Annotated in this window: 18 protein-coding genes; all 18 read left to right on the top strand. The window is 49.0% G+C overall.

Going from position 1 to position 19,627, the window contains the following annotated elements; all coding sequences use genetic code 11:
- Nucleotides 1-16: 16 nt before the first annotated feature.
- Nucleotides 17-2,206, top strand: coding sequence for a RelA/SpoT family protein (locus LG211_RS09260; protein WP_148395145.1), 2,190 nt, complete (start codon nucleotides 17-19; stop codon nucleotides 2,204-2,206).
- Nucleotides 2,207-2,228: 22 nt separating this feature from the next.
- Nucleotides 2,229-2,678 (top strand): D-aminoacyl-tRNA deacylase, encoded by a 450-nt coding sequence (dtd, locus tag LG211_RS09255; RefSeq protein WP_148395147.1) that lies wholly within the window; start codon nucleotides 2,229-2,231, stop codon nucleotides 2,676-2,678.
- Nucleotides 2,679-2,690: 12 nt separating this feature from the next.
- Entirely contained in the window at nucleotides 2,691-3,314 is a 624-nt protein-coding gene (locus LG211_RS09250; protein ID WP_148395149.1) for an MBL fold metallo-hydrolase, read from the top strand.
- Nucleotides 3,301-4,659 carry a coproporphyrinogen dehydrogenase HemZ gene (gene hemZ / locus LG211_RS09245; RefSeq protein WP_253019670.1) on the top strand — a complete coding sequence of 453 codons (1,359 nt, stop codon included), beginning with the start codon at nucleotides 3,301-3,303 and terminating at the stop codon, nucleotides 4,657-4,659. The genes LG211_RS09250 and hemZ overlap by 14 nt, the downstream gene beginning before the upstream one ends.
- A gap of 3 nt (nucleotides 4,660-4,662) precedes the next feature.
- Nucleotides 4,663-5,916, top strand: coding sequence for a histidine--tRNA ligase (gene hisS / locus LG211_RS09240; RefSeq protein ID WP_269477370.1), 1,254 nt, complete (start codon nucleotides 4,663-4,665; stop codon nucleotides 5,914-5,916).
- A 9-nt stretch (nucleotides 5,917-5,925) separates the two neighbouring features.
- A complete protein-coding gene (aspS, locus tag LG211_RS09235; protein WP_253019671.1) occupies nucleotides 5,926-7,716 on the top strand; it encodes an aspartate--tRNA ligase in 1,791 nt (596 codons plus the stop codon).
- A gap of 9 nt (nucleotides 7,717-7,725) precedes the next feature.
- The gene (gene nadD, locus LG211_RS09230) at nucleotides 7,726-8,328 is read left to right on the top strand and encodes a nicotinate-nucleotide adenylyltransferase (protein ID WP_148395157.1); all 603 of its coding nucleotides are present in this window, start codon (nucleotides 7,726-7,728) and stop codon (nucleotides 8,326-8,328) included.
- Complete coding sequence (yqeK, locus tag LG211_RS09225) at nucleotides 8,315-8,881, top strand: bis(5'-nucleosyl)-tetraphosphatase (symmetrical) YqeK (RefSeq protein ID WP_148395159.1); 567 nt, start codon at nucleotides 8,315-8,317, stop codon at nucleotides 8,879-8,881. Before nadD ends, yqeK begins: the two co-directional genes overlap by 14 nt.
- Nucleotides 8,871-9,218 carry a ribosome silencing factor gene (gene rsfS, locus LG211_RS09220; RefSeq protein ID WP_148395160.1) on the top strand — a complete coding sequence of 116 codons (348 nt, stop codon included), beginning with the start codon at nucleotides 8,871-8,873 and terminating at the stop codon, nucleotides 9,216-9,218. Before yqeK ends, rsfS begins: the two co-directional genes overlap by 11 nt.
- Before the next feature lie 2 nt (nucleotides 9,219-9,220).
- Nucleotides 9,221-11,686 (top strand): leucine--tRNA ligase, encoded by a 2,466-nt coding sequence (gene leuS / locus LG211_RS09215; RefSeq protein WP_465250794.1) that lies wholly within the window; start codon nucleotides 9,221-9,223, stop codon nucleotides 11,684-11,686.
- Between the two features lie 52 nt (nucleotides 11,687-11,738).
- Entirely contained in the window at nucleotides 11,739-13,430 is a 1,692-nt protein-coding gene (locus LG211_RS09210) for a ribonuclease J (RefSeq protein WP_148395162.1), read from the top strand.
- A gap of 1 nt (nucleotide 13,431) precedes the next feature.
- Nucleotides 13,432-13,794: a YlbF/YmcA family competence regulator gene (locus tag LG211_RS09205; RefSeq protein WP_269477369.1), complete on the top strand. Its 363-nt coding sequence runs from the start codon at nucleotides 13,432-13,434 to the stop codon at nucleotides 13,792-13,794.
- Complete coding sequence (locus tag LG211_RS09200; RefSeq protein WP_148395164.1) at nucleotides 13,775-14,473, top strand: M24 family metallopeptidase; 699 nt, start codon at nucleotides 13,775-13,777, stop codon at nucleotides 14,471-14,473. Before LG211_RS09205 ends, LG211_RS09200 begins: the two co-directional genes overlap by 20 nt.
- 34 nt (nucleotides 14,474-14,507) lie before the next feature.
- On the top strand, nucleotides 14,508-15,068 hold the full coding sequence (gene efp / locus LG211_RS09195; protein ID WP_148395165.1) for an elongation factor P: 561 nt from the start codon (nucleotides 14,508-14,510) through the stop codon (nucleotides 15,066-15,068).
- 150 nt (nucleotides 15,069-15,218) lie between these two features.
- Nucleotides 15,219-16,292 carry an endolytic transglycosylase MltG gene (gene mltG, locus LG211_RS09190; RefSeq protein WP_148395166.1) on the top strand — a complete coding sequence of 358 codons (1,074 nt, stop codon included), beginning with the start codon at nucleotides 15,219-15,221 and terminating at the stop codon, nucleotides 16,290-16,292.
- Complete coding sequence (locus LG211_RS09185; protein ID WP_148395167.1) at nucleotides 16,293-16,937, top strand: O-methyltransferase; 645 nt, start codon at nucleotides 16,293-16,295, stop codon at nucleotides 16,935-16,937.
- A 1-nt stretch (nucleotide 16,938) separates the two neighbouring features.
- A complete protein-coding gene (locus LG211_RS09180; protein ID WP_269477368.1) occupies nucleotides 16,939-18,162 on the top strand; it encodes a peptidase U32 family protein in 1,224 nt (407 codons plus the stop codon).
- Nucleotides 18,163-18,168: 6 nt separating this feature from the next.
- Complete coding sequence (locus LG211_RS09175) at nucleotides 18,169-19,584, top strand: hemolysin family protein (protein ID WP_253019672.1); 1,416 nt, start codon at nucleotides 18,169-18,171, stop codon at nucleotides 19,582-19,584.
- The last annotated feature ends 43 nt before the right edge of the window (nucleotides 19,585-19,627 follow it).

The raw sequence follows: 19,627 nt of genomic DNA, 5'->3' as shown, positions 1-19,627 counted from the left end.
AGGATAAGGACAGTCGATGAAAAGCAGAGAAGAATTTATAGAAACCATAGCCGGTTATAATCCAAAGTACGATTTGGATCTGATCGGACGGGCCTACGATAAGGCCAGAGAAATGCATGAAGGACAACTGAGAAAGTCCGGCGAACCATACTTAATCCACCCGCTGGCCGTCGCAGAGATTCTGGCCGATTTGGGCATGGATGAGGATACCATCGTCGCGGGGCTGCTTCATGATGTGGTGGAAGATACTTCTTATACAGAGGAAGAACTGAAAGAAGAATTCGGAGAAGAAGTAGCGCTTTTGGTAGACGGCGTCACTAAACTGGGTTCCCTCAAATTTGAGAGCAAGGAACAAAGACAGGCTGAAAATCTGAGAAAAATGTTTCTGGCCATGTCCAAAGATATCCGCGTGCTGATTATCAAGCTCTCCGACCGGCTTCATAATCTGCGGACGATCAACTATATGACGGAAAATAAAATCATCGACAAGTGCAAGGAAACCTTGGAAATTTATGCACCTCTGGCCAGCCGGCTGGGGATCTATGCCATGAAGTTTGAGCTGGAAGATATCGCGCTCAAATATCTGGACCCTGAGGCTTATTACAACCTGGTGGAAAAGGTCAGCGAACGGAAAGAAAAACGGGAGGAAGCCATAAAGCAGGTCATCGACGAGATCAAAGAAGCGCTGGAAGATCTGCGGATCCACTACGATATCATGGGCCGTTCCAAACACTTTTACAGCATTTACAAGAAAATGAAATACCAGCATAAACAGCTGGATGAAATCTTTGACCTGACGGCAGTGCGCATCATTGTTGAAAATGTGCGGGACTGCTATGCGGTGCTGGGGATCGTCCATACCCTGTGGACGCCCATTCCTGGCCGTTTCAAAGATTATATCGCCATGCCCAAACCCAATATGTATCAATCCCTCCACACGACGGTCATCGGCGATACGGGAAATCCGTTCGAAATTCAGATACGGACCTACGAGATGCATAAAATCGCGGAATACGGTATCGCGGCCCATTGGAAATATAAAGAGGGCATTACTCAGGACAAGGAAGAAGTAAAACTGGCGTGGCTGCGCCAGACCCTGGAATGGCAGAAGGATATGAACGACCCCAAGGAGTTCATGGAAACGCTGAAGGTCGACCTTTTCGCAAGTCAGGTTTTCGTATTTACTCCCCAAGGGGATGTTATCGAACTTCCGGCCGGTTCGACGCCGCTGGACTTTGCCTTTAAAATCCACTCGGATATTGGCTGCAAGTGCGTGGGCGCCAAAGTAAACGGCAAAATGGTTACCATCGACCATACCCTGGAAAACGGCAATATCATCGAGATCGTTACCTCGCCCAACGCCGCCGGACCCAGCATCGACTGGCTGAAAATCGCCAAGAGCAGTACGGCCAGAAATAAGATCCGGCAATGGCTGAAAAAAGAAAATAAGTCCGATGCCGTTGATAAGGGAAAGGATTTGATCGATAAATATGTCCGGAAAAAGGGATACGACCCGCGGGACGTTTTGAAAAATTCCTTTATCAACCGGGCATTGAAAGAATTGAATCTGAACAATAGCGACGAACTCTATACCCAGCTGAGTCACGGCGGAGCCTTCCAAAGCAAAGTAGGAACCCTGCTCTTCAAGTATTATAACGATGAAAAGCAGGAGCAGCTGGAGCGTGAAAAGAAAGAAATCGCGACCAAGATTCCCGATGAGCGCAAGCAGCGGGAAGAACGCAAGCGCAGAGAAAACGCAGGTATCACCGTTGAAGGGGTGGACAACCTGATGATCCGCATCGCCAGGTGCTGCAATCCGGTGCCGGGCGACGACATTGTCGGTTTCATCACCAAGGGGAGAGGAATCTCCGTTCACCGCGCCGACTGCCCCAATATTACATCTCTGCCCGAATCGGAACGGGCTCGTTTCATCGATGTGCGGTGGGACAAGGAAAAGCTGGATCAGGTCTATACAGCTGATGTCAGCGTGATCGCCCAGGACAGGAAAGGGTTGTTCTCAGCTGTTTCCAGAGTCTGCGAGGATATGGACGTTCATATCGATGGGGTAAACGCCAAGAGCAGCAAGGATGAAACCATCAATGTAACCCTGACACTTTCCATATCCAGTAAAGATCAGATGGAAAAAGTTCTGCGCTCCCTGAGGAGCGTTCCCGGCGTTTCCGACGTTTATCGGGCAAAACCATAGAAAAAATACATTAGGAGAAACCATGCGAGCAGTAGTACAAAGAGTATGCGAAAGCAGCGTGACCGTCGACGGAACCGTTACCGGCTCCATACAACAAGGACTGATGGTCCTTTTAGGCGTAGAAGATGATGATACGGAAAAGGATGCCGCGTATATTGCTGACAAGGTGGCCGGACTGCGCGTTTTCGAAGATGCGGATGAAAAGATGAACCTGTCGGTGAAAGATGTGAATGGACAAGTATTGGCTGTTTCACAGTTTACGCTGCTGGGCGATGTGCGAAAGGGAAAGCGGCCCAGCTTTACCAAAGCAGCTTCCCCCGAAGAAGCAAACCGGCTTTACCGCAGTTTCATCCAGCTGGTAAAACAGCAGGACATACATGTAGAAGAAGGGGTTTTCCAGGCCGATATGCTGGTGAAAATCCACAATGACGGTCCGGTGACCATCTTACTGGACAGCAAAAAAACATTTTAGGAGAGAAGTTTTATGAAAATCACCAACCTGCCCAGCGGCCCGCTGGCTGTAAATACGTATCTTGTGGAAGATGAGACGACGAAAAAAGGATTTATTGTCGATCCCGGCGGTTATAACCCCAAGCTGACAAAGCAGATTGCCAGCGAAGGAATCGATATTGAATATATTATTTTGACCCATGGACACAGCGATCATATCGGCGGGGTCAGCCAGCATAAAGAAGAACTGCCCCACGCCAAAGTAGTGGCAGACGAGGCTGAGGTCCCGATGCTGGCCGATGCCCGTATGAATATGAGCGCCATGATGGGCGGTCCGGTTACCCTCACGCCTGATCTCACCGTTAAGGACGGCGATACTTTGAAGGTAGGAAACATGGAACTGACCTTCCTTCATACACCGGGCCATTCCCCAGGAGGCATGTGCATTGTCGTCGGCAATGCGGTTTTCAGCGGAGATACGCTTTTTTGCCAGTCCATCGGCAGAACGGATTTCCCAGGCTGCTCCTTCAACGATCTGGCGGAATCCATCCGGACAAAACTCTATGTGCTCCCGGACAACATGCAGGTTTTCCCGGGACATATGGGGCCTACCGAAATCGGACAGGAAAAGGAGAGCAACCCCTTTGTACGGCCTTAAACTGGAGAATGTGGACAATACCAACCCTTATGAAGAATTGATCAAGCTGTTTTTACAGCCGCAGCAATATCAGCTGCTTACCGGGGATGAAACCGGCGGCGATCAAGCTGCTGTATTCACCTTTGCCGGAGACAAGGATCAATTAAAGCGGGAACTGTACCAATACTTGCAGGCGGAAACCGGAAGACGCCCCCAATGGGGAATTCTGACGGGTATACGGCCGGTAAAGCTGGCCGGTGAACTGGAGCGGAAATGGGGAGGCGCAGCTGCGGCCAAACAGATCCTGATGAACGATTATCTGGTGGATGAACGGAAGGTTGACCTTCTCTTGGAGTTATATGCCTATCAGCAGCAAACCCTGGGAAAGCCGGAGCCAAACACAGCAGGAGTCTATATTGGGATCCCATTTTGCCCCACCAGGTGCCTTTATTGTTCCTTTACATCCAATCAGGTGGGGCCGGAGGAAATCGACCGTTACTTGAACGCCCTTTACAAAGAAATTTCCTTTGTCGGCAAGGGTATGGCAGATGACGGCATCAGGGCCGAATCCATTTATATCGGCGGCGGAACGCCCACTACGCTGACAGCGGAGCAGCTGAAAACGCTGCTAGCCTGCATCAAAACGTCCATGGACCTATCCCATTTAAAAGAGCTGACCGTGGAGGCCGGACGGCCGGATACGATTACGTCGGAAAAGCTGGCAGTCCTCAAAGAAGCTGGGGTCGGGCGAATCAGCATCAACCCTCAGACCATGCACGATCGGACCCTGGAAACAATCGGCCGCTCCCATACGGCGCAGCAGATTCGTGAGGCCTTTTTGATGGCTCACGAGGCTGGAATCGATGTGATCAACGCCGACTTGATCGCCGGGCTTCCGGAAGAGACCGGCGGGGATTTTCAGGAATCCTTAAGACAGGTGATGGAGCTGGGCGCAAACAACATAACCGTTCATACTTTGGCGGTAAAGCGTTCCTCCAGGCTGAAAGAGCTGGATGAAAACTTTCATTATAAACAGCCTCAGCTGACCCAGGATATGCTGGAGCAGGCGGCAGCAATGCTGCGGGCCGGCGGATACTTGCCGTATTATTTATACAGACAAAAGCATACGGCCGGGAGCACCGAAAACATCGGTTACTGCAAAGACCATACTCCCAGCGTTTACAATGTTCGCATCATGGAGGAAGCGCAGAGCATCATTGCCCTGGGCGCCGGCGGGATCACAAAGGTTTATTATCCGGAGGAAAACCGTTTGGAGCGGGTTCCCAATGTATCCAATTACGAGATTTATATAGAGCGCATCGACGAGATGCTTGAGCGGAAGAAAAAGAATTTATTCAGGAGGTAAAAGATGTTAACCAACACACCAAAAGGCACTAAGGACGTATTGCCGTCCCAGGTGTACAAATGGCACTATGTAGAGCAGGCTTTTGCGGATATCTGTGCAAAATACGGCTTTAAAGAAATCAGGACTCCGGTCTTTGAGCATACAGAACTATTTTCAAGAGGCGTGGGCGACACGACGGATATTGTACAGAAGGAAATGTACACTTTCCAGGATTATGGAAAAAGAAGCATTACCTTAAAGCCGGAAGGGACGTCTCCCGTTGTGCGGGCCTTTATCGAGCACAAATCTTATGCGGATGTGCAGCCTTCCAAATATTATTACAATACACCATGCTTCCGCTACGAAAAGCCCCAGTCGGGCAGACTGAGAGCTTTCCACCAGTTTGGCATCGAAGTCTTTGGAACCAACAATATGCTGGCTGATGCCGAGGTCATTTGTCTGGCCCACGATTTTCTGGCAGGCCTTGGTATTGAAAATGTACAGCTGCGGATCAACAGCGTGGGCTGTCCGGGTTGCAGAGAGGCTCACAGAAAAGCGCTCCGCGATTTCCTGCGCCCCAAATACGATGAACTTTGCGACACCTGCAAGGACCGTTTTGAGCGGAATCCCCTGCGCATTCTCGACTGCAAGTCGGAAGTCTGCCAAAAATTAGTTCAGGGCGCGCCGATGATGATCGATTTTCTGTGCGAGGAATGTAAAGATGCCTTTGATCAGGTTCAGCAGAATCTGACCAGCATGGGCATTGAATTTGTCGTGGATCCGGGGATCGTAAGAGGTCTGGATTACTATACAAAAACAGCCTTTGAATTTGTCACCGACAGCATTGGCGCCCAGGGTACCGTCTGCGGCGGCGGCCGTTACGACCACCTGATCGAAGAAGTGGGAGGACCTCCCATTCCAGGGGTAGGATTCGGTCTGGGCATTGAGCGGCTTCTTCTGACCATGGAGGCAAACGGAGTAGAAATTCCCCAGCCGGAAGGAGTGGATGTCTTTATCGCTGTCATGGGCGATGCGGCCAAAGCTTTCGGACTCAGACTTCTGCGTCAGCTTCGCCAGGCGGGAGTACGTGCGGAGATGGATACTATGGCCAGGAATATCAAAGGCCAGTTTAAATACGCCAACCGGCTGCACGCGAAAAAAACCGTTGTCATCGGCGACAACGAGCTGGCGGAAAAGAAGGTTGCCATTAAGGATATGGAGACTTCCCAGCAAGCGGAAGTAGCAATGGACGATATCATCAAAGAGCTTACAAAATAGGAGATAAGGATGGAACAGATATTCAAAAGGACCCATATGTGCGGAGTCCTGAATGAAAACAACATAGATGAACAAGTGGTGATCAACGGCTGGATTCAAAAGCGGCGAAATCTGGGCGGACTGATTTTCTGCGATGTGCGGGATAAAACCGGCATTGTCCAGGTCGTATTCAACGATCAGATTCCCCAGGAATTGTTCGAAAAGGCCGACCGTCTGCGCAGTGAATATGTGGTGGGAATCAAGGGAACCGTAAAAGAACGGGAATCCAAAAATCCCGATTTGCCCACCGGCAGCATCGAGATTTTTGCCGATGATCTGATGATCTATTCTGCGGCCGATACGCCGCCCATCTATATAAAAGACGACGATAACGTGGATGACAACCTGCGTCTCAAATACCGCTATCTGGATTTGCGCAAACATCAGATGCAGCAGAATTTGACCTTCCGCCATAATCTGACCAAGCTGGCCAGGGACTATTTTGACAGCCAGGGCTTCACAGAAGTGGAGACCCCTATGTTGATCAAATCCACGCCGGAAGGCGCCAGAGACTATCTGGTTCCCAGCCGGGTCAATCCGGGAGCCTTTTATGCTCTGCCTCAATCCCCGCAGATGTTCAAGCAGCTTCTGATGGTGGCGGGAACAGACCGTTATATGCAGATTGTAAAATGTTTTCGGGATGAAGATCTTCGTGCTGATCGGCAGCCGGAATTTACTCAGATTGACTTGGAAATGTCCTTTGTGGATCAGGATGACGTCATCGCCGTTCAGGAGGGCTTTTTAAAAAAGGTCTTCAAAGATCTAATGAATATTGAACTGGATACGCCGTTTCCAAGAATCCCTTATGATGAGGCGATGGAACGCTACGGCAGCGATAAGCCGGATACCCGCTTCGGGTTTGAACTGAAAAAGCTCAACGATCTGGTAACTTCCTGCGACTTCAAAGTCTTTACCGATGCTTTGGCAGCAGGCGGCGATGTGCGCGGCATCTGCATCGACGGCGGCGCGGCTTCCTATACTCGCAAAAAGATCGACAAGCTGACAGAGGCGGTCAAAAGCTACGGCGCGAAAGGCATGGTTTGGATCAAAGTGGAAGACGATAAAATTTCTTCTTCCGTCAATAAATTCTTTTCACCGGAGGCGCTGCGTGAAATCGCCGATGTCTTCGATGCCAAGGCCGGCGATCTGATCCTGATCGTTTCCGACAAAAAACAGGTGGTGTTCGACAGCCTGGGATTCTTGCGACGCCATATTGCAGGAGAATTAGGTCTGCTGGACGACAACAAGTACCAGCTTTTGTGGGTGGTCGATTTCCCTCTCTTCGAATACGACGAGGAGACCGGCGAATACCACGCCAAGCATCATCCATTCACATCGCCAAATCCGGAGGATCTGGAATTCCTGGAAAGCGATCCGGGAAGGGTAAAAGCCCAGGCATACGATATTGTGCTCAACGGCGTAGAGCTGGGCGGAGGCAGTATCCGTATCCACGATCGGGCCCTGCAGGAAAGAATGTTCGGAGTCCTGGGGCTGTCCCCTCAGGAGATCGATGAGAAATTTGGTTTCTTAGTGGAAGCCTTTAAATATGGAGCTCCGCCTCACGGTGGACTTGCCTATGGGCTGGACCGTCTCGTCATGCTGCTGACCCATCAGAGCAGCATCCGGGAAGTCATCGCCTTCCCCAAAAACCAGGCAGCCCAATGTATGGTCAGCGAAGCTCCGGGCTGTGTGGATCAAGAACAGCTGGACGAGCTGGGGATCGCCGTAACAGCGGCAAAAGAAGAGGAAGCACACCAGTAAGGGCATGACATGAAGCGCATTGGAATTTTAGGCGGGACCTTTGATCCCGTACATTACGGCCACATTGGCCTGGCACAGGATGCACGCAGGCAGGCGGGGCTGGATAAGGTTCTGCTGATTCCGGCCAAGCTGCAGCCCTTTAAGCTGGACAAGGAGATTACCTGCGGCCGGCACCGGCTGGCGATGGTTGAGCTGGCCGTTGCGAAAGACCCGGGGCTTGAAGCATCCGATTACGAATTAAGGCAGAAAGAGATTTCTTATACTTATAAGACTTTGCGGGCGCTTTCGGCCCAATGGGGCGAGGAGACCCAGATCTGCTTTATAACTGGAACAGATGCATTTTTGAAGATCGATCGATGGAAGCAGGCGGAGGAAATGCTGACTAAGTATTCCTTTGCCGTGGGTTCCAGGCCCGGCTATAAAGAGGCGGAATTGAATCAATGTATAGAGCATTTGAAATCGGTCTATAATACAGATATTGTAAAAATTCAGAATCGCAGAAGAGACATTTCTGCCACTGAGATTCGGGAGCGGCTCTCAAGGGGAGCATCCCTCAGCGGCCTGGTTCCTGAGCAAGTAGAAAGGTATATCAAGATAAATGGACTCTATTGAAGTTTATATAGAAAAAAACTTATCTGAAAAACGCAGACGCCATATTTACGGTGTTGTTTCTACTGCTGAAAAATTAGCCGCAAAATACGGGTGCGATCAGGAAAAAGCCAGGATCTGCGCCCTTTACCACGATATGTTCCGCAGTACTCCGGCTGCTGTATTGAATATGTACGTCAAGCAGCTGGGGCTTGATCCTGCTTTTATGGACAATGCCAATCTGGCCCACGGCCCGATTGCGGCCAGGATTATGGAACGGGACTATGGGATCAGCGATCCCGATGTTTTGAATGCGGTAAGATATCATACCACTGGCCGGGAGGGCATGTCCCTGCTGGAAAAGGTGGTATATCTGGCAGATGCGATTGAACCCGGGCGGGAATATCCGGGAGTGGAGCCGATCCGGCGGCAGGCGGAGGTCTCTTTAGACCAGGCATGCCTGCTTGCGATGGAACGCTCGATTACATATATTGAACAGCGAGGATTGTTCCTCCATGAGGATACGATAAAAGCACGAAACGATTTGAAAAAGAAGGGAGAAATAAATGGATTGTAAAGACATGGCTATGTTTTCAGCAAGAGTCCTGGATAATAAAAAGGCCCGGGACATTGATGTGATCAACATTGGAACCAAAGCCGCATTTGCGGATTATATGGTTCTGGCCTCCGGCGGCAGCGAGCGGCAGATTGAAACCCTGGCCGATGAACTGGAAGAACAGTTCCAAAAGGAAGGGATCCAGGTTCGGAATATCGAAGGAAAGAAAGCTTCCGGATGGATTCTGATGGACTACGGCGATATTATCGTCAATCTGCTGACCGCGGACATGCGCGAAAAATATAACATTGAAAAAGTCTGGGGAGACTGCGAATTTTTAGATCTGGAGGATGAGTGATGATCGATAAATACAACTTTACGGAAATTGAAGCCAAATGGCAGAAAAAGTGGCAAGACGCGGATATTTTTAAGACCACGGAAGATGAAACTAAGGAAAAATATTATGTACTGGAAATGTTTCCATACCCATCAGGCAAACTACATATGGGTCATGTGAGAAACTATTCCATCGGCGATGTCATTGCCAGATTCAAGACCATGAAAGGCTTTAATGTGCTCCATCCCATGGGATGGGATTCTTTCGGCCTGCCAGCGGAAAACGCAGCTATCAAACATGGCGCCGCACCCAGCGAATGGACCTGGAACAACATTGACGAAATGCGCGACCAGCTTTGCGAACTGGGACTTTCCTATGATTGGGACAGAGAGGTGGCTACCTGCCATCCCGACTATTACAAATGGATGCAATGGATTTTCATCCAGTTTTACAAGAAGGGCCTCGCCTATAAAAAAGAGAATCCAGTAAACTGGTGTCCCAGCTGCCAGACGGTTCTGGCCAACGAGCAGGTTGTGGATGGAAAATGCGAACGCTGCGGCGCGGAAGTGGGGAAAAAGGAACTGTCTCAGTGGTATTTTAAGATCACCGATTATGCGGAGCGGCTCCTTTCCAATCTGGACAAGCTGCCGGGATGGCCGGAAAAAGTTAAGACCATGCAGAAAAACTGGATCGGTAAGAGCATCGGCGCAGAGGTTACGTTTGAAATCGAAGAATTTGATAAAGGCCTGGATATCTTCACCACCAGACCGGACACCCTCTACGGTGTGACCTATATGGTACTTGCTCCCGAACATCCTTATTTGAAGGATTTAGTGGCCGGCGGCGAGTATGAGGAAGCTGTAAAGGCATATGTGGATAAAGTCCAGCATATGTCCGATATTGAGCGTACGTCCACTACCAATGAAAAGACCGGCCAATTTATCGGCCGTTATGCGGTCAATCCGGTTAACGGCAAGAAAGTGCCGATTTATATTTCCGACTATGTACTGATGGATTATGGTACCGGCGCCATTATGGCCGTACCGGCGCATGACCAGCGGGACTTTGAATTCGCTAAGAAATTCGGCCTGGATATTATACCGGTTGTAGATACCGACGATCCGGACATCGATGTATATAACCTGAAGGAAGCCTTTGCTGCCGAAGGAAATATGATCAACTCGGAAATGTTCACAGGTATGAACAATCAGGAAGCGATCACCAAGATCATCGATTACCTGGAAGAAAAGGGCATCGGTAAAAAGTCCATCAACTATCGGCTCCGCGACTGGCTGATTTCCAGACAGAGATATTGGGGCACGCCGATTCCGATGATCTACTGCGATGAATGCGGATGGGTTCCGGAAAAAGAAGAGAACCTGCCGGTTATGCTGCCCACGGATGTGGAATTTACCGGCAAGGGCGAGTCACCCCTGACCACCAGCAAAACCTTTGCCAAAGCGGTCTGCCCAAAATGCGGAAAGCCGGCAAGACGGGAAATGGATACCATGGACACCTTCCTGGATTCATCCTGGTATTTCCTGCGCTATTGTGACGCCCAAAACGAAAAAGAAGCCTTTAACCTGGAAAAGATTAAATACTGGATGAGCGTGGACCAATATATCGGAGGCGTGGAACATGCGATCCTCCACTTGATGTACGCCAGATTCTTCCAGATGGCCCTTTATGATCTGGGACTGGTGAACACAGACGAGCCTTTTGTCAATCTGCTGACTCAAGGCATGGTCATCAAAGATGGAAAGAAAATGTCCAAATCCATCGGGAACGTGGTCAGCCCTGCGGAAATCATTGAAAAGTACGGCGCTGATACGGCACGACTGTTCATTCTCTTTGCGGCTCCTCCGGAAAGAGAGCTGGACTGGTCCGATAAAGGAGTGGAGGGAAGCTATCGTTTCCTGAACCGCGTCCACAGATTGGTCTATGAGTTTGCGGAAAAGTATCAGGACGTGCCGGAAAGCTACGAATTAAAGAACAAGGCGGACAAGGACCTGGCATACGCCATGAACTATACCATTAAAAAGGTATCGGACGATGTTGGCGGAAGGTTCAATTTCAATACGGCGATCAGTTCGGTCATGGAGCTGGTCAATGAAATGTACAAGTATAAAGAAGGAGAAGTAAATCCCGGACTTTTCGGAGAGGCAGTCAAAAATCTGGTACTGGTCCTGTCTCCGTTCACGCCCCATATCTGCGAAGAAATGTGGGAGCACCTGGGACATGATTCCTTTATTTATAAAGAAGCGTGGCCGGTATGCGACGAAAGCGCATTAGTGAAGGACACCATAGAAGTAGTTGTTCAGATCAACGGAAAAGTAAAAGAAAAAATGGACGTACCGGCAAATCTGAATAAAGCAGAACTGGAAAAGCTGGCAATGGAAAACGAAAAAGTACAAACGCTGACAAGCGGCAAGAACGTTGTGAAAGTAATCGCAGTGCCAGGTAAGCTTGTCAATATCGTTGTAAAATAGGTTTTCTCAGCTTTTCAGGAAGAAAGAGAAAGAAAAGAGAGAACGGAAATTTATGAAAACAAAACAACAGAATACGAATAACAACAGAGGCGGAGCAGCGCTGAAAATCATCCCCCTGGGCGGACTCAACGAGATCGGAAAAAATATGACCGTCCTGGAATACAAGGATGAGATACTGGTCATTGACTGTGGTCTGTCCTTTCCCGATGATGATATGTTCGGGATTGATATGGTTATCCCTGATTTTTCCTATCTGGTTCAGAATCGGAAAAAAATCAAGGGCATCGTGATCACCCACGGTCACGAGGACCATATCGGCGCCGTCCCTTATCTGCTGAAAGTGCTCAACGTACCCATCTACGGGACCAGGTTCCCGCTGGGGCTGATCGAAAACAAGCTGAAGGAGCACGGATTAAAAGGGAAGCTGCACCCCATCAAGGCCGGACAGAAATTCAAGCTGGGCGTCTTTGAGGTGGAAACGCTGAGGATCACCCACTCGATCGTGGATTCCATCTGCCTCTGTATCAACACGCCTGCCGGAAGGATTTTCCATACCGGCGATTTTAAGATCGACTATACGCCGGTGGACGGGGAACCCCTCGATTTTGCCAGGTTGGCGGAGCTGGGTTCAAAGGGCGTGCTCCTGATGATGGCCGACAGCACCAACGCCACCAGACCGGGGTATACCTCATCGGAAAAGGTGGTCGGCCGCACGCTGGAAGATATTTTCCGCAGATCCCAGACCAGGATCCTGATCGCCACCTTCTCTTCCAACGTCCACCGAATTCAGAAGATTATTGATATCGCCGTAATGTGCAAACGGAAAGTGGCTGTCTCCGGCAGGAGCATGGTTAACGTGGTGGCTCTGGCCCAGGAATTGGGATACATTAAGATTCCTGCCAATGTGCTGGTTGATATCAACAAGACAAGAAATATACCGGATAAAGATCTTGTGATCATAACGACTGGAAGTCAGGGCGAGCCCATGTCGGCATTGTCCCGTATGGCTACCAACGACCATAAGGCTGTAAAGATCAAAAAGGGCGACATGGTTATCCTTTCGTCCACACCGGTGCCTGGAAACGAAAAGACCGTTTCCAACGTGGTAAACAAGCTCTTTGAGAAGGGGGCGGAGGTCATCTATTCGGATATCGCCGATATCCATGTTTCTGGCCATGCCTGCCAGGAAGAGCTGAAGCTGATGCACTCTCTCATACGGCCCAAGTATTTCATGCCTGTACACGGAGAGTACCGCCACTTGAAAAAGCATTCGGAAATTGCCCAGTCCCTGGGAATGCCGGAGAGCAAAATCTTCATTCTGGAAAACGGTGATGAGCTGGATGTGAACAGACGTCAAGCGAAAATCGTCACCAGTGTGGCGGAGGCCGAAGGCGTGATGGTTGACGGTCTGGGAGTAGGAGATGTAGGCAACATCGTGCTCAGAGACAGGCGGCTCCTTTCCGAATCGGGATTGATCATTGTGGTCGCTGCCATTGACCGGCAGAATAATTGCGTCTCCTCTGGTCCGGACATTATTTCCAGAGGGTTTGTCTATGTGCGGGAAAATGAAAAGCTCATCGACGATGCCTGCGATCTGGCGGCGGATATTTTGGAAAAATGCTGCAAAAAGAACGTGCGCGACTGGAATGCTATGAAAACTGCCGTCCGCGACGGCCTGAGAAGCTATATTTATAATAAGACCATGAGAAGTCCGGTGATTTTGCCGATATTTTTGGAGGTATAAAATGAATGTATATGATGAGGCCCACAAATTAAACCAGGCCATCAAGGAATCAGAAGAATACAAACAGTATCAGGCTGTAAAGGAGAAAATCAAAGGAAATACTCACTTGGAACAGACGCTTAACGATTTTAAAACCAAACAAATTTCCATGCAGGCCCAGCAGATGATGGAAGGCCAGATGAATCAGGAGGCAATGGCCCAAATCCAGCAGCTTTCCATGGTCCTGATGCAGGATCCGCTGGCTGCTGAATATTTGCAATGCGAAATGCGGTTTTCCCTGATGATCAATGATGTCTATCAAATCCTTTCGGAAGTGATCGATTTGGGATTAGGGGGTGTGCTCGGTGGAAAACAGAATGATTAAGACTCCTGACGAGATTTTAAAAATCATGAAAGCAGAAGCCATGGGCGATATGTGCTTCTCCCACATCCTGGATTTTATCAAGGTAGGCATGACGGAGCTTGAGGTTGCAGGTGAGATTGAACGGGTGCTGCTGGCGCTTGGCGCGGAAGGCCTTTCTTTTCCAACCATCTGCGTTTCCGGTACAAGAACTGAATTTCCCCATGGGGAGCCTACGGATAAAGTGATTATGGAAGGCGATTTGGTTACTATAGATATGGGCGCGGTCGTGGACGGCTATTGCGGAGATATGACCAGAACCGTGGCTATGAATTACATCCGCGATGATCAGCAGGAAGTATACGATGTGGTTCTTCGCTCCCAGGAGGCCGGCCTTGCTGCCGTCAAATCCGGTGTCAGATGCTTTGATGTGGACAAGGTTTGCAGGGACATCATCGCAGACGCCGGTTACGGAGAATACTACATTCACGGCACCGGACACGGGGTGGGCACGGAGGTCCATGAGGCTCCCACCCTCAATACCAAAAGCGATGAAGTTCTGGCGGAATATATGCCGGTTACAATTGAGCCGGGTATTTACATACCTGGAAATTTCGGAGTGCGGATTGAGGACTTGGCAATCGTTACAGACTTTGGTATAATAAATACGACTAAGTCTTGTAAAGAGCTGATTATACTCTAATTAAAAATACAAATTTAAGAAAGGTCGAGAATTTATGATTTATGCAGGTGATTTTAGAAAAGGTATTACATTTGAAATTAACGGCGAACCCCATGTTGTTCTGGATTTCCAGCACGTTAAACCGGGCAAGGGGGCTGCTTTTGTAAGAACCAAATACAGAAACATCCTTACGGGAGCCACCAGAGAAGAAGCCTTCAACCCCAATGACAAGTTCCCCAAAGCCCATATTGAAACCAAGACCATGCAGTATCTGTATAATGACGGAGATCTCTATTACTTCATGGATCCGGAGTCATATGAACAGATTCCTCTGCCTTTTGAACAGGTGGAAGATGCGATGAATTATCTGAGGGAGAATGATGAGGCAACAATTAAATTCTACAAGGGCAGCGCTTTCCTTGTGGAAGCGCCCAACTTCGTCGATTTGAAGGTTATCGAGACAGAGCCCGGCGTAAAAGGAGACACTGCCACCAACGTAACAAAGGCAGCTACTGTTGAAACCGGCGCGGTCGTTCACGTTCCTATTTTCATCGAAGAGGGTGAAATCATCCAAATCGATACCAGAACCGGAGAATACCTGGGAAGATCCAAATAAACAATCAAACCGGAGGGACGTTTTGGCGTCCCTTTCTGCGTATTATACGGTCAATCAAGGGTGCTTTTCCGTACGGGCGGCAAGTCATTGACACTTTTAAATGGAGCAGATGGAATATCAGCAATTATTGCAGAAACGAGGACAAACGAGATGAGAAGGGCGAATCAGGGTAATCGAGGCGGGCTTGGGATCCGGCTTGTGATCATATTAGCGATAATCGTAATCATTTTAGCAGGGGGGCTTTTTTTCTACGTGCACGGTATTTCGGCCACCGATCCTGGCAATCAGGAAAAAGTGAGCATTACCGTTGAGCCGGGGACCGGGGTCATGCAGATCCTCAACCAGCTGGACGAGGCCGGGCTGGTTGAAAACAAATTCTGCGGAAAGGTTTATGTCAAGCTGGCATCACCGGACAAGATTCAGGCGAATACTTATGTGCTCAGCAAGGATATGACTCTGACGGAAATCTTTTCCGCAATGGACAGCGGGGATCCTGCGTATATTTCCCAGTCCAAATTCACGATCATAGAAGGCGCCACCATTCCCCAGGCCGCAGAAGCCATCGCCGATGAATCGGGTTTGTCTCAAAAGGCAATTATGAAAAAGTGGTCGGACACAGCCTATTTGAAGAAGCTGATTGAAAAATATTGGTTCCTGACCGATGATTTGCTCAATAAGGACTTGAAATACCCGCTGGAGGGTTATCTCTATCCGGAGACCTATTTCCTCTCTGAAAAGGACCCGGATATTGAAAAAATTACGGAAACCATACTGGACAAGATGGACGAAGAACTGACACCCATCAAGGGCGACATAAAATCAAAATTGAACATGTCCGTTCACCAGTTCCTTTCTTTTGCTTCTGTCGTGGAGCGGGAATCCCTTTTTGAAGCTGACCGGCCCAAGATTGCAGGCGTCTTTAAAAACCGCCTGGATCAAGACATGGCTCTTCAGAGCGATATTACCGTTTTGTATGCCCTGGACCGGACCGGAGTCAAGGTTTCCATCAAGGAAACTCAGGTGGACTCCAAATACAATACGTATAAGTATAAGGGGCTTCCTGTAGGCCCAATCTGTGCAGTACCGCGAAGGACGATGGATGACTGCCTCAATTATGAACCCAGCGACTATCTGTTCTTCTTTGCCACAGAAAAAGGAGAGGTGCTCTATTCCAAGACTTATGAAGAGCACCAGAAAATTGTCAAGGAAAATAAATGGTATTAAATGAATATTATAAACGATAAAGTTACTGCATATATCGACGCATTATACCAGCCCATGGACAGCCGCCTGGCCCTTTTGCGGCAGCAGGCGGAGGAGGATAATGTTCCCATTATTCTAAGGGACACGGAGACGTTTTTGATGAATCTTCTGCGCATCCGAAAACCGGTGAAAATCCTGGAGATCGGTACGGCGGTGGGTTATTCGGCAGCTTGTATGGCAAAGACCTGTCCTTTTAGCCGGATTATCACCATCGAAGCCGACCCTCAAATCGGCATGACAGCAAGAAAAAATATTGAAATGCTGGGACTTCAGGATCGGGTTCAGGTGATCCTGGGGCCGGGCCAGGAAGTACTGGATCAGCTCACCGGCCCCTTTGATTTTGTATTCATCGATGCGTCCAAAAGCAATTACCGCACTTTTTGGGATAAAACACTTCCCATATGCTCTTCCGAGGCTGTCATCGTCTGCGATAATGTGCTCTTAAAAGGTATGATCGTTTCCGAAGAATACGATCCGCGAAAAAAACACAAGACCCATATCCGTAAACTGCGGGATTTTCTCACCCATATCACACAGACCGACTGTGCCGACACGTCGCTCCTTCCCATCGGCGACGGCGTTTCTTTTAGTGTATTGAAAGGATAATATGGACAAACTAGAATTACTTTCTCCTGCGGGAGATTTGGAAAAATTAAAAACAGCAGTGGATTACGGCGCAGATGCCGTTTATTTCGGCGGCGAGCTGTTCAGCCTGCGGGCGGGTGCCGGAAATCTTTCCATCGAACAGATGAAGGAGGCAGTCCAATACGCCCATGCCCATCATGTGAAGTGTTATTTGGCCCTCAACATCTTTGCCCATAACGAGGATGTTCTTCCCTTGGAAGACTATCTGCTGAAGATTAAAGCGCTGGAGATTGACGCCTTCATCGTTTCTGATCCAGGTATTATGCTGATGATTCGGGCGGTGATGCCGGATGCGGAGATTCATCTTTCCACCCAGGCCAATATGACCAATTACAAGACGGCGCAGTTCTGGAAGAACCAGGGCGTAAAAAGAATCGTGCTGGCCCGCGAGCTGACCTTTGATGAAATACGTCATCTGCGGGCCCAGCAGCCGGATCTGGAACTGGAAGCCTTTGTTCAGGGGGCCATGTGCATTTCTTATTCGGGCCGCTGCCTGCTCAGCAATTTTATGATCGAACGGGATGCCAACCGGGGCCAGTGCGCCCACCCGTGCAGGTGGAAATACGCGCTGGTGGAGGAACAGCGCCCCGGCGAATATTATCCCATAGAAGAGGATGAGCGGGGCACCTATATTCTCAATTCCCGCGATCTGTGTATGATCGATCATATTCCCGATCTGGTGGAGGCCGGTATCGCATCTGCCAAAATCGAAGGCCGGATGAAGAGCAGCTTTTATGTTGCTACAGTTGTCGGGGCTTATCGAAAAGCGATCGATGCTTATTACCAGGACCCTGCCGGATATGAATTCCGCAAGGAATGGATGGATGAATTGAAAAAGGTCAGCCATCGGGAATTCACCACCGGTTTTTATTACAACCAGCCCACCAACCAGGATCAGAACTACCAGACCAGTGCCTATACGAGAAACTATAGTTTTATCGGTGTGGTGAAGGATTACGATCCTCAAACCGGGATGGCGATTGTGGAACAACGAAATAAAATGACGGTAGGGGAGGAGATCGAAGTCTTCGGCCCCCATACCGATTTTTTTAAACAAACACTGGAAGTGCTGCTGGATGAAGAAGGAAATGCCATTGAATCGGCGCCCCATCCCCAGCAAATCCTTCAAATCAAGATGGAGCATCCAGTCAGTGCAAACTTTATGTTACGAAAGCGAAAGGAGTAAAAACCAATGTCAGGTTCTGACCCCGGGTCGCCTTTGGCGGTCCAATTTCTGTTTCTATTTGTTTTAATTATCATCAATGCCTTTTTCGCCGCGGCGGAAATGGCAGTCGTATCTGTGAACAAGAACAAGATCAAAGTTCTTGCCCAGGAGGGGAATAAGCGGGCAATCGCCGTGCAGAAACTTCTGGAGAATCCCAATGTTTTTTTGTCGACCATTCAGGTTGCCATTACCCTGGCGGGCTTTCTGGCCAGCGCTTCTGCTGCAGTGGGCATGTCTGACGATCTGGGTGACTGGCTGATGGGCTTTGGCCTTTCCAAAACGGTTGCCAACGATTTGGCAGTGGTTATTGTGACCATTATATTGTCCTATGTTACCCTGGTTCTCGGTGAGCTTTTTCCAAAACGGATTGCCCTTCAGCACTCTGAACGGGTTGCCATGCTGGTGGTTCGGCCGATTAACGCCATCGCTTTTTGCTCCAAACCTTTTGTTTGGTTCTTGTCGGCATCGGTCAATGTGCTTTTGCGGATTACCAGGCAGAAGGTGGACATGGATAACGAGGAGTTTTCTGAGGACGAAGTCATGTCCATGCTGGAAGTCGGGCAGGAGAGCGGCGTGCTGAAAGAAGAGGGAAAGAAGATGATTAACAGTATCTTCGCCTTTGATGACAAACTGGCCTATGAGGTGATGACGCCCCGTACAGAAGTGTTCTCTATCGATATCAACGACCCCACTGAGGAATATATTGACGAACTGATGGAGCTGCGCTATTCAAGGATTCCGGTTTACGATGACGACAGCGACAAGATCATCGGTATCCTCAATATCAAAGACTATCTGATTAAGGCAAGGGATACTGGATTTGAAAACGTGGACATCGCGGCCATTCTTCGCAAACCGTATTTTGTACCGGAGACAAAGAATATTGACTCACTTTTTTTTGAACTGCAAAAGACCAAACAGCAAATCGCGATTTTGATCGACGAGTACGGCGGTTTTTCTGGTATTGTCACTATGGAAGACATCATCGAGGAAGTTATGGGCGATATTGATGACGAATACGATGAAGAAGAGCCTGAAATCGAACAAATCGATGAAAATACCTATATGCTCAACGGCGCTGCTGATCTGGACGATATCAACGAGGAGCTGGATATCAATTTGGAGTCAGAGAACAGTGAGACCATCGGCGGCTTTATCATCGATATTCTGGGTGAGATACCGGATGAAGATGAGGATGAAGACCGCATTATCGAGTTTGAAAATTACATTTTCAAAATTGAATCCGTAAAGGATCGAAGAATCGAGAAGGTTAAGCTGTATATTATGCCGAAGAAGGAAGACGAAGATTCTGAGGACAACGACGGAGATGAAAAAGAATCCCGCCGGGAAAAGCGGGCGAAAGAAAAAGATACGGAAAAATAGTTGATCGGGAGCTGCCAATTTATGTGGCAGCTCCCATTTTGGG

This window comes from Hominibacterium faecale, from assembly GCF_020734085.1.
Classification (GTDB): domain Bacteria; phylum Bacillota; class Clostridia; order Peptostreptococcales; family Anaerovoracaceae; genus Hominibacterium; species Hominibacterium faecale.
The sequence above is the reverse complement of the archived record's forward strand: the minus strand, read 5'-3'. Positions and strand labels throughout refer to the sequence as shown.

What these genes read in the sequence shown, in the direction of transcription:
- LG211_RS09180 (WP_269477368.1), top strand. Translation starts at nt 16,939, where the DNA reads ATGGACAAACTAGAATTACTTTCTCCTGCGGGAGATTTGGAAAAATTA.
- aspS (WP_253019671.1), top strand. Translation starts at nt 5,926, where the DNA reads ATGGAACAGATATTCAAAAGGACCCATATGTGCGGAGTCCTGAATGAA.
- LG211_RS09205 (WP_269477369.1), top strand. Translation starts at nt 13,432, where the DNA reads ATGAATGTATATGATGAGGCCCACAAATTAAACCAGGCCATCAAGGAA.
- LG211_RS09260 (WP_148395145.1), top strand. Translation starts at nt 17, where the DNA reads ATGAAAAGCAGAGAAGAATTTATAGAAACCATAGCCGGTTATAATCCA.
- dtd (WP_148395147.1), top strand. Translation starts at nt 2,229, where the DNA reads ATGCGAGCAGTAGTACAAAGAGTATGCGAAAGCAGCGTGACCGTCGAC.
- LG211_RS09210 (WP_148395162.1), top strand. Translation starts at nt 11,739, where the DNA reads ATGAAAACAAAACAACAGAATACGAATAACAACAGAGGCGGAGCAGCG.
- mltG (WP_148395166.1), top strand. Translation starts at nt 15,219, where the DNA reads ATGAGAAGGGCGAATCAGGGTAATCGAGGCGGGCTTGGGATCCGGCTT.
- rsfS (WP_148395160.1), top strand. Translation starts at nt 8,871, where the DNA reads ATGGATTGTAAAGACATGGCTATGTTTTCAGCAAGAGTCCTGGATAAT.
- yqeK (WP_148395159.1), top strand. Translation starts at nt 8,315, where the DNA reads ATGGACTCTATTGAAGTTTATATAGAAAAAAACTTATCTGAAAAACGC.
- LG211_RS09175 (WP_253019672.1), top strand. Translation starts at nt 18,169, where the DNA reads ATGTCAGGTTCTGACCCCGGGTCGCCTTTGGCGGTCCAATTTCTGTTT.
- hisS (WP_269477370.1), top strand. Translation starts at nt 4,663, where the DNA reads ATGTTAACCAACACACCAAAAGGCACTAAGGACGTATTGCCGTCCCAG.
- efp (WP_148395165.1), top strand. Translation starts at nt 14,508, where the DNA reads ATGATTTATGCAGGTGATTTTAGAAAAGGTATTACATTTGAAATTAAC.
- nadD (WP_148395157.1), top strand. Translation starts at nt 7,726, where the DNA reads ATGAAGCGCATTGGAATTTTAGGCGGGACCTTTGATCCCGTACATTAC.
- LG211_RS09250 (WP_148395149.1), top strand. Translation starts at nt 2,691, where the DNA reads ATGAAAATCACCAACCTGCCCAGCGGCCCGCTGGCTGTAAATACGTAT.
- LG211_RS09185 (WP_148395167.1), top strand. Translation starts at nt 16,293, where the DNA reads ATGAATATTATAAACGATAAAGTTACTGCATATATCGACGCATTATAC.